Genomic DNA, 14529 nt, shown 5'->3' with positions numbered 1-14529 from the left:
TGAGCGTTAACTTTGGAGGAATCGTGAACCGTCCGTCGGTGTTCACGAGGGCGGCGGTCTTCGGAACCGCCGTCCTGGCGCTGTCCGCCCTCACCGCCTGCGCGTCGGCCCCCCAGGGCACGTCCGGCGCCGGCACGGCCTCCGCCGGCGGCGCGTACACCTGGTGGGACCCGTACCCGCAGCACGACGCGTCCTCCGCGTGGGCCAAGCGGGTCGACTCGTGCGGGCGACAGGCCGGCGTCACCATCGAACGCACCGCGTACGACACGACCGCGCTGACGAACCAGGCCCTGCTCGCGGGACAGGAGGGCAACGCTCCGGACGTCATCCTCCTCGACAACCCGGCCGTCTCGACGCTGGCGGACGCCGGGATGCTGGCCCCGATGGCCGACTTCGGCCTCGACACCTCCAGGTTCGACAAGAACCTCATCGCCGCCGGCGAGCTGGACGGCAAGACGTACGGCATCCCCATCGGCGCGAACACCCTCGCCCTCTACTACAACAAGAAGATCCTGGACGAGGCCGGCGTCGACCCGGCCTCGATCAAGGACTGGGCCTCCCTCGGCGCGGCCCTGGAGAAGGTGAAGGCCGCGGGCGCCAAGCCGATCACCTTCGCGGCCATCGGCACCGAGGAGGGCTCGTTCCAGTTCCTGCCGTGGTTCTGGGGCGCCGGCGCGCAGCTCACCCAGCTCGACTCACCCCAGGCCGTCGAGGCGCTGACGCTGTGGACCGAGTGGGTCAAGAGCGGCATCGCCCCCAACTCCGTCATCAGCAACTCCCAGAACACCACCTGGGAGGAGTTCCTGACCGGCGAGTTCGCCTTCGCCGAGAACGGCACCTGGCAGATCAACAGCGCCGCGCAGGCGGACTTCCCCACCGGCGTCGTCCAGATCCCCGGCAAGGACGGCGGCGCCGCCGCCACGCCCACGGGCGGCGAGTTCATCACCGTCCCGGTGCAGCAGGACACCGCCCGGTACGCCGCCACCAAGAAGATCCTCGAGTGCATGACGACGCCCGAGGGGCTCGTGGAGACCGGCACCACGTTCGCCTACTACATCCCGTCCACCGCCGAAGGGCAGGAGCAGATCCTCGCCAAGGAGCCCTCCCTTCAGCCGTGGGTGGACGCGGTGCGCTCGGCCAAGGGACGCACCAGCGACAACCTCGGCACCGACTACCCGCCGATCTCCGAGGCGCTGTGGACCGCGGTGCAGAAGGCGCTGAGCGGCGCGGCGAGCCCGGCCGACGCGCTCAAGCAGGCGCAGGCACAGGCGAAGCAGGCGACCGGCGACTGATCCGATGACCTCGCTTCGCACCGAGACGGTCGCGGTGAGACGAGAGACGCGCCCGGCTGCCCCGCGCAACCGGGCCCGGCGGTGGACGGCCGTCGCCTTCCTCGCCCCGCTCATCGTCTACCTGCTCGTCTTCTACGCCTATCCGCTCTATCGCAACATCGAGCTCAGCGTGCACGACTACACGCCGCGCGCCTTCGTGCAGGGCGATCCGGAGTTCACCGGCCTGGAGAACTACCGGGACATCCTCGCCGACGGCACCTTCCTGCGGGCGCTGCGCAGCACGGCCGTGTTCACGCTGGCGTCCATCGCCGCGCAGTACGCCATCGGGCTGGCCCTCGCGGTCTTCTTCCACCGCCACTTCCGCCTCGCGGCGACGCTGCGGGCGATGTTCCTCGTGCCGTGGTTGCTGCCGCTGATCGTGTCGGCGTCCACCTGGTCGTGGATGCTCAACAGCGAGAACGGCATCGTCAACGCGGCGCTCCAGGCGTTCGGCATCGGCCAGATCAACTGGCTGACGTCGCCGGACACCTCGCTGCTGGCCGTCACCATCGCCAACGTCTGGCTCGGCGTCCCGTTCAACCTGGTCATCCTGTACGCCGGGCTGCAGAACATCCCCGCCGAGCTGTACGAGGCCGCCGGTCTGGACGGGGCCGGCGCCTGGCAGCGCTTCCGGCGCATCACGCTCCCGCTGCTGCGGCCGGTGTCGTTGATCACGTTGCTGCTCGGGCTGATCTACACGCTCAAGGTCGTCGACATCATCTGGATCATGACCAGGGGCGGCCCGGCGGACGCCTCCACGACGCTGGCCATCTGGTCGTACCGCGAGGCGTTCGGCACCGGCCAGCCCGACTTCTCCCCGGCGGCGGCCGTCGGCAACCTGCTCATCCTCATCGCCTTCGTCGCCGGGCTCGCCCACGTGCGCCTGCAGAGAAGGGAGGAGGCCGGATGAGAGCATGGAAGACCGCGGTGGGCATCGTCCTGGTGGGCGTGATGCTCTTCCCCGTCTACTGGATGGTCAACGTCTCGCTCACCAAGACGAGCGACATGCGGGCCGACCCGCCCCACTGGTTCCCCTGGGACCCGACGTTCGAGGGCTACGCCGCCGCGCTCGGCCAGCAGCTGCCCGCCCTGGCCACCAGCCTCTTCATCGGCCTGGGCACCGTCGCGCTCACGCTCGTCGTGTCGCTGCCGGCCGGGTTCGCCCTGGCCAGGCTGCGCCCGCGCGGGGCACGGGCGATCGACTTCCTGCTGCTGGTCGCGCAGATGATCCCCGCCGTCGTCATGGCCATGGGCTTCTACGCGATCTACATCAGGCTCGGGCTGCTCAACACGGTCGCGGGCCTGATCGTGGCCGACTCGACGCTGGCCGTGCCGTTCGCGGTGCTGCTGTTCCGGGCATTCATGGCGGGCATCCCCGGGGAGGTCATGGCCGCGGCGCAGATCGACGGGGCGAGCACCTGGCGGACGTTCCGGTCGATCGTGCTCCCGCTCAGCCGCAACTCCGTGATCACGGTCTCGCTCTTCGCCTTCCTGTGGGCGTGGTCGGACTTCATCTTCGCCTCGACCCTCAACCGCAACAGCGACGTCATCCCGATCACGCTCGGCATCTTCCGCTACATCGGCAACAACACCACGCAATGGAACTCGATCATGGCGACCGCCGTGGTCGCGTCACTGCCCGCGGCCTTCCTGCTCGTCCTCGCGCAGCGCTACATCGCCGCAGGGGTCACCGCGGGCGCCGTCAAGGACTGACAGAAAGGGTTTTCGCCATATGACCAGCCCCGTGCTGCCGTCCCACGGCCGGGCACGCCCCCTCGGGCTCGCGCAGGTCTCGCTCACCGGCGGGTTCTGGGGGAGCCGCCAGGCCGTGAACGCCACGGCGACGCTCGCCCACTGCGAGTCGTGGATGGAGCGCCTCGGCTGGCTGGCCAACTTCGACCGGGTCGCCGACGGGACCACCGGGCCCGACCGTCCCGGCTGGTCGTTCTCCGACTCGGAGGTCTACAAGCTGCTGGAGGCCCTGGCCTGGGAGAGCGCGAGGAGCGGCGACCCGGAGGCGGAGGCGGCGATCAAGCGGCTCACCGCCCGCGTCGCCCGAGCCCAGGACCCGGACGGATACCTCAACACCTGCTTCGGGCACGCCGGGCAGCCGCCGCGCTACAGCGACCTGGAGATGGGCCACGAGCTCTACAACACCGGCCACCTGCTCCAGGCCGCCGTGGCCCGGCTGCGCACCCGCGGCGAGGATGACCTGGTGCGGGTCGCGCGACGGGCCGCCGACCACGTGTGCCGCGTGTTCGGTCCCGACGGGCTGGCCGGGATCTGCGGGCACCCGGAGATCGAGGTCGGCCTGGCCGAGTTCGGCCGCGCGCTGGCGGAGGAGCGGTACGTCGAGCAGGCTCGCCTGTTCCTCGACCGCCGCGGCCACGGAACGCTGCGCGACATCCCCCTGGGGCGCGCGTACTTCCAGGACGACGTCCCGGTCCGCGAAGCCCCGGTGTGGCGCGGCCACGCCGTGCGCGCGCTCTACCTCGCCGCCGCCGCGGTCGACGTCGCGGTCGAACGCGGTGACGACGAGCTGCTGCGCGCCGTGGAACGGCAGTGGGAACGCTCGGTCGCCCGCCGCACCTACCTCACGGGCGGCATGGGCTCGCGCCACCAGGACGAGGGATTCGGCGAGGACTGGGAGCTGCCCCCGGACCGGGCCTACTGCGAGACCTGCGCCGGGGTCGCCTCGATCATGGTCTCCTGGCGGCTGCACCTGGCCACCGGCGACGTCCGCTACACCGACCTCATCGAGCGCACGCTCTACAACGTCATCGCGACCTCTCCGAGCGCCGACGGCCGGGCGTTCTTCTACGCCAACTCCCTCCACCAGCGGGTTCCCGGCAGGCCCGCCGGACCGGACGAGGTGAGCCCGCGGGCGGAGGCCGGCGTGCGGGCCGCCTGGTTCGACGTCTCCTGCTGCCCCACGAACGTCGCCCGCACGCTCGCCGGCCTGCACGGTTACCTCGCCACCACCGACGACGATGGCCTGCAGATCCACCAGTACGCCCCTTGCGAGATCCGCGCCGAACTGCCGGGCGGCCGGCCGGCGGCCGTGGACGTCGAGACCGACTATCCGGCGAGCGGTGCCGTCCGCGTGCGGATCGTGGCCGACGCGCCCGCGCCCTGGACGCTCGCCCTGCGTGTCCCCGCCTGGGCCGCCGGGGCCACGCTGACCGAGAGCGGGCTGACCCGCCCGGTCGAACCCGGTCTGGCGCGGGTGCGGCGTGCCTTTCGCGCCGGCGACGAGATCGTCCTCCACCTGCCGGTCGAGCCGCGCTTCACCTGGCCCGATCCGCGCATCGACGCCGTGCGCGGATGCGTGGCGGTGGAGCGTGGGCCCGAGGTGCTGTGCGTGGAGTCCCGCGACCTGCCCGATCCCGGCGGCTTCGACTCCCTGGTCGTCGATCCCCGGTCCGTTCCCCGGGCGGTTCCCGATGGTGCCCTGGTCCGTGGCCGGACACTGCCCCTCGCCGACCCGTCGTGGCCCTATCCGGCCGGGCCGGCCGATCCCGCCGGGGGCGGGGAGTGGTTCGACGTGCCGCTGCGGCCGTACCACGAGTGGGCGCGGCGCGGGCCGTCGGGCATGCGGATCTTCCTTCCCGTGTCACCTGAGCAGAGAGCAGTGCCCCTCGAAGGTGGCGTTCCGGGAGAGTGACGCCCCTGCCCGGCATCTCGGTCACCATCGCCGCGACCGCAGTCAACATGCTCAGCGCCCGCACGTACACGATGACCGGAGGAGGCGTCAGCTGTCGCCGCCTCACCGTGGGCGCCTTCGACGTTCGAGAAGGGACCCTCGCTTGATGACCGTCGCCGCCCCAGGCCCGGTGTTCTCCCCGTGGGAGATCCCGTTCAGCTACCACGGGTCGTGGTTCGGCTTCTCGCCCGTGGTGGCCGAGAAGACCTACGCCCAGGACGTGCACCTGGTCTCTCACCAGAGCGGAATGCACCCGGTCCTGAAGCTGATCCCGGCGACCGCCGCCGCGATCACGGCCGCTCCGCAGCGACTCACCTGGAACCACGGCGAGGGCCGGATCGACCTCGCCTACGAGAACGTCGACACGGTTCGCGTGCGCGGGCGTGGCCTCGGCCTCCGCCTGCTGGCCGCCGACCCGGTCCTGACACCGTTCAGCGGCCCGTACTTCTACCAGGACCCCGTCGACGGCTCGTACGTCTTCACCGTCTACCAGACCGGCCGCCGCTACCGGATCACCCTCCTTCGCGGGCAGGCCGAGCCGCTGGGCGCCCAGGCGCTCGGCGGCGCCGAGCGGGGGGTCGGCCTGAGCGGCGATTGGGAGGTCGCCATCGAGGAGTACGAGTCCGCCCGCGCCCCCTACACCGCGACGGAGTCCTTCGACGAGGTGGTCAAGGCCGCGCGGGCGGAGTTCGACTCCTTCGCCGCGGCGGTCGCGCCCTGGCGCAGCGACCGCACACCCGCCGCCGAGCTGGCCGCCTACGTGCTGTGGTCGGCCACCGTGCGCCCAGCCGGTTTCGTCACCAGACCCGCGGTGCTGATGTCGAAGCATTGGATGGACAAGGTCTGGAGCTGGGACCACTGCTTCAACGCCATCGCCGTCGCCGCGGGCCTGCCCGGCCTGGCATGGGACCAGTACCACCTCCCCTTCGACCACCAGGACGCGGCCGGCGCCCTGCCTGACTCCATCACCCACTCCGAGATCCTCTACAACTTCGTCAAACCGCCCATCCATGGGTGGGCCCTGCGTCACCTTCCTCCGCCACCCGTGCCGGAGGACGTCTACCGGCGACTTGAACGCTGGACCGCCTTCTGGCTGACCGCCCGCCGCGTCCCCGGCCGCGAACTGCCGCACTACCAGCACGGCAACGACAGCGGCTGGGACAACGCCACCACCTTCGACTCCGAGCGCATCGTCGAGACCGCCGACCTGGCCGCCTTCCTCGTCCTCCAGATGCGCGAACTCGCCCGCCTGACCACCGACGCGGACGCCTCCGCCCGGTGGAACGCGCAGGCCGACCGGATGCGTGACGCGCTCCTCCTCGAACTGTGGGACGGCGAACGCTTCATCGCCCGCGGCGCGCTGTCGGGGCGTACCTGGTCCAGCTCCAGCCTGCTCGACCTCATGCCGATCGTGCTGGGGGAGGAGCTGCCGCACCCCGTCCGCGCGGCGCTGGCCGCCCGGATCGAGCGGCACCTGACCGCGTTCGGGCCTGCCACCGAGCTGCCCGACTCGCCGCACTACGAGGACGACGGCTACTGGCGCGGTCCCATCTGGGCGCCTTCGACCGTTCTGATCGAGGACGGGCTGCGCCGTGCCGGATATCCGGACCTGGCCGACGAGATCAGCGCCCGCTTCCGCGCCCTGTGCGAGAAGTCGGGATTCGCCGAGAACTTCGACGCCCGCACCGGTCAGGGCTTGCGCGATCGCGCCTACACCTGGACGGCCAGCGCGTACCTCCTGCTGGCGGCCGCCCACGAGCGACGCCGTACGAGGCGGTGATCTGCCGGCCTAGTGGGCGGCGAGGGCTTCGGCGCGTTCCTTGAGTTTCCGGTTCAGCTGGTCGAACTGGGGCGCGAACATGCTCACGATGGGCCACACCACAGGGGCCATCACTCCGGTGACGGTTTCCCGGTGGAGTACGTGGGTGCCGCCTGCGTCGGGGGTCAGCTCGAAAGCGTGCAGGGAGCTGGCGATGCCCCGCGCGATCACGTTGCTGCGCCAGGCCAGTCGCCGTGGCGGGGTCACCTCCTCGACGGTCGCGCGCATCGGCACGGTGACGGAGCTGCCGGGGATGAAGGTGGTGGGCAGGGTCAGGCGGCTTCCGGCCACCGGTTCGCCGCGCAGCCCGGGGGTGAGGGGGTTCCACTCTGGATATGCCGTGAAGTCCACCAGGATCGCCCATACCTGCTCGGGAGTAGCGGAGATGTGGATCTCCGTCCGAATCTGGCGCACGCCTCACCTCGGGGGTCGTCGGGGGTGTCGATGGCCATGGATGGCGGACTACACCCTACCTAGAGGAAAGATCTTGGAACAGGGGGAACGAGAGGGCGGAGAATCGCCAGGTCACCGGGGGAGCGGCGGGGGTTCCAGGTCACGTGGCTACCGTGCGACTATCTGGTGCATCTGGCTCTGGTCACGAAACTGCCCGACGCCGAAATCGCACGCTACTACGAGTCCGTCACGGTCGAGGGCATCGAGGGCGGCCAGCTCTCCGGCACCGTCTATGTCAACCCGAGCGGATCATGGCGAGGAGACGGGTCCAAGGGCGTCATCGTGGAATTCTTCATGACAAGATCAGCCAGATGGACGCCAGGGAGCGACGAAAGGACTCGCCGGTGTTCATCGGCATGCCACCGATCGGCCAGTTCGTCGTTCGGGAAGCTGAGAACCGGGACAAGACGGGCTGACTGCATCAAACGCCCTTCAGAACACGATCAAGTGCCGCCCGGCCTGCAGGTCCCCAGTTCGGCTTGCCGCCGGGGAGGCCCCGATCTCCGTTCTGCCCCATGAGCATCAGGAAGAGGCTCTTCATGGCGGCCAGCCCGCGGGCGCGCCTGATCGCCGCCTCGTCCGCGTGCGCGTACGCGTCGAAGAACCGTGCGGCCGTGCCCTCGGGGAGCAGCACCCACGCGGCGCCGAGGTCCCACGCCGGATCGCCGGCGAACAAGGCACCGAAATCGATCACGCCCGAGAGCGTCCCGTCCGAGACGACGACATTCGCGGGATGGAGGTCACCGTGCACCCACACCGACGGGCCCTCCCACTCGGGGGCCGCGACGGCATCGGCCCAGACAGCCCGGACGGCGCGGACATCGCCGACGGCGTCGGGGTCAATGGCCTGCAAGAACTGCTCGAAGCCGCCCGTGCACCTCTTGGGGTGAGCGCCGAGGCCCGAACTGGCCGGGGCCTCGGCGGGCGCCTCCACATGGAGCGCCCTGAGGAAGCCCGCCAGCGTGTCGGCCGCGTGGGCGCCGCGGCTGATCGAGCCGTGGTCCAGCGGCTCGCCGGGAACCCACGTCATCACGGTCCAGTGCTTGGGGAAGCGCTCGGACGGTTCGCCGAACCGCACCGGGGTCGGCACCGGGAGCGGCAGGCGCGGGGCCAGCACAGGCAACCACCGCCGCTCCTTGAGCTGTAGCTCCGAGGTGGGGTCCATGCGCTGCATGCGCACGGCCAACTCGTCCCCGAGGCGCCACATTTGGTTGCCCCAGCCGCCCGCTACCTCGCGGATGGCCAGCCCTGCAAGATCTGGATGTTGCTCCTGCAGCAGGTCGCGGACCAGGTCTGCGGTGATCTCAAGCTCGGTGTCGGTCATGCGAAGTCACAGTACTGAGGCGGCGGGAGGAGCGGCTCTCGCTCTCCGGAGCATCTCGCGGTGATTCCTCTGGCATCACCGATTCGGGTTCCGAAAGTTGCAGATCGGAGGCTTTGGGACGAACGGCCCTATTGGTTCAGAGAAATCCTGCATTCGGTGCCCACTCTTGCGCATCGACCCTGCCCAGCAGCGTCGGCTCCAGGAGATCTGCGACAACCCGCTCGCCCGCATCACCGAAGCCGAACGCGACGGCCGGACCGGCGAAGCCGAAGGGCTCCACGTCAGCCTCGCCGCCGCCGAAGCCGAACTCGCCCACGTCGCCGGGCTCATCGCCCGCCGCGACGCCGCCGTCGATCTGGGCATGCCCACCTATCGCGACCTGGCCCAGACCTCACCTCTCTTAGGAGAGCCCCGCTTCGGGACGCGCAGGCAACGGCCTGACAACCAGCATTCATGATCGTTTCGTAGTTCAGAGAAGCCATGTCAGACATGTCAGGTGTGCTGCCTCGCTACTACCGGCCTGAGCGGGCGGTGGCGGTCGACGAGTCGGTGTGGTGGGTGGTGGATGAGGACCAGGACTTACACGTCGAGGCGTGCGCGTACGTGGCGGGGCTGCGCGCGGCGGGGCCGGGCCTTCAACACCGGCGGGCCGGCCACGTCGAGCCGGTGCTCGCAAAAAGACGTCGACCGGCTGCCCTCGGCAGCGGTAGCGTCCTGGTCGATGTGGAGCGAAGTACGACCACCGACGACGACCCAGGTCCGCGACGCCTTCGGTGTCGAGGTGGGCGAGCTGCGGCCGCATCCGGGCGGGTTCGAAGCGGATGCGTTCACCGACGGGCGCTGGTTCGTGAAACTTTGGCGTCAGCAGCCCGACAGCGACGCCGGTCTGGCGCTGACCGCTGAGTTGGCAACTCGGGGCATTCCCGTTCCTGCGGCGGAGCGAGCACTTGACGGCTCGTACACCTCCGAGCACCAAGGCCGGCGCTACGCGCTGTTCCCGTTCCTCGACGGCCGCCAGGGAACGTGGAACGACGCTGACGCGATCGCGCGGGCGATGCACGCCGTGCACGAGATCACCGACCTCGTCCTGCCCCGCACCGATATGGACGAGTGGTGCATCGAGGTGCTGCGCGACCGGCACGATCACCCTTGGATCGTCGACCGCCGCGACGAGGTCATGGCCAACGTCGACCGGCTCGAAGCGGTGATCGAACGGGCACGCGCGATCGACGTGCCCCACGTCGTGTGCCACCACGACCTGTTCCCTCACAACGTCCTCGTTGACCGCGACGGTCGCATCGCGGCGCTGCTCGACTGGGGTCACGCGATGCTGGCGCCGCGCGAGCACGATGTGTTCGCCGCCTTGTGCGGGCCCGACCCTGTGCGCTTCCTGCGCGCCTACGGCGCGGAGCGACTCGACCTCACCCACCTCGAGTACGCCCGGCTCGCCCGCTCGCTGCGCGACCTTGCAGTTCGCATCTACAACGAGGTCGACCTGGAGGGCGTCAACACCTGGGGTTTCGACGGGTTGCGCCGAGTGGACGCCGATCTCGCGCTCTCCCGACCTTTTTGCGATCGCTGAGGCCCGATGCGTCGATCGACGCCGGATCACGGTTCTGGGTCGGCTCATTCCGCCGGCGGGTGTTCGAGTTCCTCGCTGAGCAGGCAGGTCCGCCAAGTCAGCGCCATCGCGCGGTCGGCGTCCCGACGCAGCAGATCAGGTTCACCACCGATCGCGCCCAGGCCGTCACCGAGCTCTGCGACGGCGCGGAGGCGGCCATTACCGCCGTCCGGGACCTGGCCACCGGCTCCGCCCCGGACGACGCGGCGCGCGGCGTTCCTGGACGAGAACGGCAACCTTCTGTGAACCGGCGGCAGACATCCCGGCGGACCTCACGACGCGACGCGATGGGCTTCACGCAGGCCGAGCTCGACGTCGCCGACGTGATGATCCGGCCGCGCTGCGACCCTGGGCGCGAGTCCGGCTACGCCGACATCGCCGCCGGCGTCGAGATCCCAACGGTCACCGGCTGCGGCGCGCCGTCCGCGTCGTCGCGTGATCGCGGCCAAAGGCGAGCAACGCCGCCCCGTGCCCCGACGGCCTGTAGACGCCCTGCAACGGGCCGCGCAGCGACTCCAGCTCGATGTCGTGCTCGATGTCGTGGGGGCGTAGCTCCTCCGCCATGGCGAGCAGTTCGGCGGCGCCACACGGCAAGGGGGCGTTGCCCTCGCCGGCAAGGGTCCGGACACCTCCACCGGGCAGATGTTAGGAAATCTACAATGTAAAGTCGACGGACTGACAACCACGCCTTTCATGGACGACGTCATCGCCAAGTTCGGCATGGCCGGCGCGTCGTGCCCATCGCCGGGGCGAGAATCAACCCCAACGGCGACAGCCGGGACGTGTTCACGGGCCGCCATCACCACCCTGCGGAGTGATTCGCACCGACATCAGCCCCGCCGACATGGGCGCCGCCCTCGAAGGCATCGCCCTGGAGAACGCCGACATCCGCCGCGCGACCCCAGATGGCGGCACGTCGGTCGGTTGCTCAGGATGGCCGTCTGACAGCTCACATGCCTTCGGGGGTGGGGCCGGAGACGGGGGCGGCGCCGGACATGATGCGGTTGATCTCGGCGAGGTCGTCCTGGCCGAGGGTGAGGTCGGCGGCGGTGAGGCTGTCGTCGAGGTGATGGGGGTTGCGGGCGCCGACGATGGCGACGTGCACGTCCGGGTGGGCGAGCACCCACGCGATCGCGAGCTGGCCGACGGTGGCGCCGAGGCGTTCGGCGTAGCGGCGGAGTTCGGCGACGATCTCGAGGTTGCGCAGGAAGCCGGGGCCGGTGAAGTCGGGGCTCTGGGAGCGCCAGTCGTCGTCGGGGAAGGTGGTGTGCTCGTCGAAGCCGCCGCCGAGCAGACCGTGTGCGAGGGATCCGTAGGCGAGCACGCCGAGGTCGTGCTCGGCCGTGTACGGCAGCACGTCGGCTTCGATGTCGCGGTGGAACAGGTGGTAGGGCGGCTGGAGGGTCTCCACGCCGGGGAAGGCGCGCAGCTGGTCGGCATCGAAGTTGGAGACGCCGACGTGCCGGATCAGTCCTTCGGTGACCAGGTCCCGCAGGGCTTGGGCGCTGTCGGCGAACGGGGTGCCGGGGTCGGGCCAGTGCACCTGGTAGAGGTCGATGTGGTCGGTGCCGAGGGCTTCCAGGCTGGCTTCGACGCCTTGGCGCAGCCAGGCGGGGCTGGAGTCGCGGACGAGGTCGTCGCCGTCCATGCGCAGGCCGCCTTTGGTGGCGATGACGACGCTGTCGCGGTCCCCGTCGAGTGCGCGGCCGAGGATGCGTTCGGCGATGCCGAAGCCGTAGCCCTGGGCGGTGTCGAAGAAGGTGACGCCGCGGTCGCGGGCGTGGCGGATGGCGTCGATGGCCGCGGATTCATCGACTTTGCCCCAGTCGCCGCCGAACTGCCAGGTGCCGTAGCAGATGGGGCTTACCTGGAGTTCGGTGCGGCCCAGCCGTACCTTGTCCATGGTGTCGTCCCTTCCCAGGCTTCTTCCATGAACGGCTAGGCATAACGCAAAAATGGGGATACGACGGTGAATGTCGTATCCCCGTGGGGTCGGTCAGCGGCGGCCGACGGTCTTGCGCCAGTGGAAGCCTCCGGGCAGGTTGACCGAGAGCGTACGGCGACCGTCCGCCGTACGGGTCACCCGGAACAGCCGGTTGCCCCAGCTGTGACCCACGCCGCCGCGGGAGAGGTTCAGCCGGAACGGGCCGAACTTGAGCGACTTGCGGTAACTCAAGCCCATATCGCACTCCTCATTGCGTTTCGCGGGAGCCCTTCGTCTACCCCGCCAGAGCGCGATATATCGGGTTGAGTCAAGGAAAGGCCAAGCGGGTCGCGTCCGGACACGCGGCGTCGGGTGCCTACACTTGTCGGACGTGACTTCCAAGCCGCGTATCCCCGATGTCCTGGCCGCCCGCTACGCCTCGCCGGAGCTGGCCCGCCTGTGGTCGCCCGAATACAAGATCGTCGCGGAGCGGCGGCTGTGGCTGGCGGTGCTGAAGGCGCAGGCCGAGCTGGGGATCCCGGTACCCGAGGGTGCCGTCGCCGACTACGAGAAGGTCGTCGAGCAGGTCGACCTCGACTCCATCGCCGCCCGTGAGCGGGTCACCCGCCACGACGTCAAGGCGCGGATCGAGGAGTTCAACGCGCTGGCCGGGCACGAGCAGGTGCACAAGGGCATGACCTCGCGCGACCTGACGGAGAACGTCGAGCAGCTGCAGGTGCGCGACAGCCTGCTGCTGGTGCGCGACCGGGCGGTGGCGCTGCTGGCCCGGCTGGCCCGCCTGGCCGCCGAGCACGAGGCCACCGTCATGGCCGGCCGTTCCCACAACGTGGCTGCGCAGGCCACGACGCTGGGCAAGCGGTTCGCCACGGCGGCCGACGAGCTGCTGGTGGCCCACCGGCGGCTGGAGGAGCTCATCGCCCGCTATCCGTTGCGCGGCGTCAAGGGCCCGGTCGGCACCGCCCAGGACATGCTCGACCTGCTCGGCGGCGATCGCGGCAAGCTGGCCGAGCTGGAGGGGCGGGTGGCCGCCCACCTGGGGTTCGAGCACCGCTTCACCAGCGTCGGGCAGGTCTACCCGCGTTCGCTGGACTTCGAGGTGGTCACGGCGCTGGTGCAGCTGGCGGCGGCGCCGTCGTCGCTGGCCAAGACGATCCGGCTGATGGCCGGGCACGAGCTGGTCACCGAGGGGTTCAAGGAGGGGCAGGTCGGTTCCTCGGCGATGCCGCACAAGATGAACACCCGCTCCTGCGAGCGCGTCAACGGCCTGGCCGTGGTGCTGCGCGGCTACGCCTCCATGGTGGGTGAGCTGGCCGGCGACCAGTGGAACGAGGGTGACGTGTCGTGCTCGGTGGTGCGCCGGGTGGCGCTGCCGGATGCGTTCTTCGCCTTCGACGGGCTGGCGGAGACGATGCTGACGGTGCTGGACGAGTTCGGCGCCTTCCCGGCGGTGATCGCCGCCGAGCTCGACCGCTACCTGCCGTTCCTGGCGACGACGAAGATGCTGATGGCGGCGGTGCGGGCCGGGGTGGGGCGCGAGCAGGCGCACGAGCTGATCAAGGAGCACGCGGTGGCTGCGGCCCTGGCGATGCGCTCGCGCGGCGCGGCCAACGAGCTGCTGGACCTGCTGGCGGGCGACGCCCGCTTCCCGCTGGACCGCGGGCGGCTGGAGGCGCTGCTGGCCGACCGGGTGTCGTTCACCGGGGCGGCGGCCGACCAGGTGCGGGAGGTGGTGCGCCAGGTGGAGGACGTCGTGGCGGCCTTCCCCGAGGCGGCGGCGTACCGGCCGGGGGCGATTCTGTGATCCGTGAGCTGCGCGAGGAGGCGGAGCTGCGGGCGGCGTGCGGGGACGACGACCTGGTGATGTGGACGGCGCAGGGCCTGACCGGCGGCGCGCGGGCCTGGGCGCTGGGCGAGGCGGTGGTGGCCGGCAGCCGGGAGGTGTCGCGGCGTGACCGTCTGGCGGTGTGGGGCGACGCGTCGTGCGCGGTCGGCCTGGTACGGCACGCGCTGGCCGAGCTGGGGCCGCGGTTCAGGCCGTTCGGGGAGCTGGAGCTGATGCGTGAGGTGACGGCCAAGCTCGACGACGTGCAGGAGAGCGGAAGGTTCTCGTGGATGAGCCTGCCCGCGTACGCCGGCGATCCCGTCGCCGGCGTGGGGTGGCTGGCGGACGCGGACGCCGAGGTGAGCGCGCTGCTGGCGCGGGACGCGCCGGAGTCGTACGCGGTGCCGGGGGCCCGGGGTGTGCGCCGGTGGGCGGGGCTGCGGGAGGGGGGGGTGCTGGCCGCGGTGGCGGCGGACGCGTGGTCGGCGCCGACGGTCGGGCTGCTGGCGGG

General features: G+C 70.6%; 14 protein-coding genes. 9 read left to right on the top strand and 5 right to left on the bottom strand.

Annotated features, from left to right (window positions below; genetic code table 11):
- Nucleotides 1–23 precede the first annotated feature (23 nt).
- From E1286_RS23530 to E1286_RS23510, 5 genes are all read left to right on the top strand, one after another.
- On the top strand, nucleotides 24–1292 hold the full coding sequence (locus E1286_RS23530) for a sugar ABC transporter substrate-binding protein (protein WP_246075061.1): 1269 nt from the start codon (nucleotides 24–26) through the stop codon (nucleotides 1290–1292).
- Nucleotides 1293–1296: 4 nt separating this feature from the next.
- A complete protein-coding gene (locus E1286_RS23525) occupies nucleotides 1297–2241 on the top strand; it encodes a carbohydrate ABC transporter permease (protein WP_132615608.1) in 945 nt (314 codons plus the stop codon).
- On the top strand, nucleotides 2238–3044 hold the full coding sequence (locus tag E1286_RS23520) for a carbohydrate ABC transporter permease (protein ID WP_132615607.1): 807 nt from the start codon (nucleotides 2238–2240) through the stop codon (nucleotides 3042–3044). Before E1286_RS23525 ends, E1286_RS23520 begins: the two co-directional genes overlap by 4 nt.
- 19 nt (nucleotides 3045–3063) lie before the next feature.
- Nucleotides 3064–4995 carry a glycoside hydrolase family 127 protein gene (locus tag E1286_RS23515; RefSeq protein WP_132615606.1) on the top strand — a complete coding sequence of 644 codons (1932 nt, stop codon included), beginning with the start codon at nucleotides 3064–3066 and terminating at the stop codon, nucleotides 4993–4995.
- A gap of 145 nt (nucleotides 4996–5140) precedes the next feature.
- Nucleotides 5141–6814, top strand: a complete 1674-nt coding sequence (locus E1286_RS23510) for an amylo-alpha-1,6-glucosidase (RefSeq protein ID WP_132615605.1) — start codon at nucleotides 5141–5143, stop codon at nucleotides 6812–6814.
- Nucleotides 6815–6823: 9 nt separating this feature from the next.
- Here E1286_RS23510 and E1286_RS23505 read toward each other — a convergent pair whose 3' ends face one another.
- Nucleotides 6824–7267: an SRPBCC domain-containing protein gene (locus E1286_RS23505; RefSeq protein ID WP_132615604.1), complete on the bottom strand. Its 444-nt coding sequence runs from the start codon at nucleotides 7265–7267 to the stop codon at nucleotides 6824–6826.
- Between the two features lie 460 nt (nucleotides 7268–7727).
- On the bottom strand, nucleotides 7728–8630 hold the full coding sequence (locus tag E1286_RS23500) for an aminoglycoside phosphotransferase family protein (RefSeq protein WP_132615603.1): 903 nt from the start codon (nucleotides 8628–8630) through the stop codon (nucleotides 7728–7730).
- Nucleotides 8631–8796: 166 nt separating this feature from the next.
- Here E1286_RS23500 and E1286_RS23495 point away from each other — a divergent pair, with 166 nt between their 5' ends.
- Both E1286_RS23495 and E1286_RS23490 read left to right on the top strand, forming a co-directional pair.
- Entirely contained in the window at nucleotides 8797–9087 is a 291-nt protein-coding gene (locus E1286_RS23495) for a hypothetical protein (RefSeq protein WP_132615602.1), read from the top strand.
- A gap of 324 nt (nucleotides 9088–9411) precedes the next feature.
- Nucleotides 9412–10212, top strand: coding sequence for a phosphotransferase enzyme family protein (locus E1286_RS23490; RefSeq protein ID WP_165969873.1), 801 nt, complete (start codon nucleotides 9412–9414; stop codon nucleotides 10210–10212).
- 441 nt (nucleotides 10213–10653) lie between these two features.
- On the opposite strand, the gene E1286_RS48040 is transcribed toward E1286_RS23490, so the two are convergent.
- The 3 genes from E1286_RS48040 to E1286_RS23480 all read right to left on the bottom strand — a co-directional run bounded on the left by E1286_RS48040 (nucleotide 10654) and on the right by E1286_RS23480 (nucleotide 12433).
- Nucleotides 10654–10815, bottom strand: a complete 162-nt coding sequence (locus tag E1286_RS48040) for a hypothetical protein (RefSeq protein ID WP_165969872.1) — start codon at nucleotides 10813–10815, stop codon at nucleotides 10654–10656.
- A gap of 385 nt (nucleotides 10816–11200) precedes the next feature.
- On the bottom strand, nucleotides 11201–12154 hold the full coding sequence (locus tag E1286_RS23485) for an aldo/keto reductase (RefSeq protein WP_132615600.1): 954 nt from the start codon (nucleotides 12152–12154) through the stop codon (nucleotides 11201–11203).
- Nucleotides 12155–12247: 93 nt separating this feature from the next.
- Nucleotides 12248–12433, bottom strand: a complete 186-nt coding sequence (locus E1286_RS23480; RefSeq protein WP_111180310.1) for a DUF4236 domain-containing protein — start codon at nucleotides 12431–12433, stop codon at nucleotides 12248–12250.
- A gap of 133 nt (nucleotides 12434–12566) precedes the next feature.
- Here E1286_RS23480 and purB point away from each other — a divergent pair, with 133 nt between their 5' ends.
- Nucleotides 12567–13997, top strand: coding sequence for an adenylosuccinate lyase (purB, locus tag E1286_RS23475; RefSeq protein WP_132615599.1), 1431 nt, complete (start codon nucleotides 12567–12569; stop codon nucleotides 13995–13997).
- Nucleotides 13994–14529 (top strand): GNAT family N-acetyltransferase (locus E1286_RS48035; RefSeq protein WP_165969871.1); only part of this gene is annotated, 536 nt, incomplete at its 3' end. The genes purB and E1286_RS48035, both read left to right, overlap by 4 nt.

Source organism: Nonomuraea terrae (genome assembly GCF_004348995.1).
GTDB lineage: Bacteria > Actinomycetota > Actinomycetes > Streptosporangiales > Streptosporangiaceae > Nonomuraea > Nonomuraea terrae.
Note: the sequence above shows the minus strand (reverse complement) of the source record. Positions and strands in the feature narration are given on the sequence as shown.

Excerpts from the sequence above, each read along its gene's own strand:
- E1286_RS23485 (WP_132615600.1), bottom strand. The coding sequence starts at position 12,154 with ATGGACAAGGTACGGCTGGGCCGCACCGAACTCCAGGTAAGCCCCATC.
- E1286_RS23525 (WP_132615608.1), top strand. The coding sequence starts at position 1,297 with ATGACCTCGCTTCGCACCGAGACGGTCGCGGTGAGACGAGAGACGCGC.
- E1286_RS23500 (WP_132615603.1), bottom strand. The coding sequence starts at position 8,630 with ATGACCGACACCGAGCTTGAGATCACCGCAGACCTGGTCCGCGACCTG.
- E1286_RS23520 (WP_132615607.1), top strand. The coding sequence starts at position 2,238 with ATGAGAGCATGGAAGACCGCGGTGGGCATCGTCCTGGTGGGCGTGATG.
- E1286_RS48040 (WP_165969872.1), bottom strand. The coding sequence starts at position 10,815 with ATGGCGGAGGAGCTACGCCCCCACGACATCGAGCACGACATCGAGCTG.
- E1286_RS23480 (WP_111180310.1), bottom strand. The coding sequence starts at position 12,433 with ATGGGCTTGAGTTACCGCAAGTCGCTCAAGTTCGGCCCGTTCCGGCTG.
- E1286_RS23510 (WP_132615605.1), top strand. The coding sequence starts at position 5,141 with ATGACCGTCGCCGCCCCAGGCCCGGTGTTCTCCCCGTGGGAGATCCCG.
- E1286_RS23515 (WP_132615606.1), top strand. The coding sequence starts at position 3,064 with ATGACCAGCCCCGTGCTGCCGTCCCACGGCCGGGCACGCCCCCTCGGG.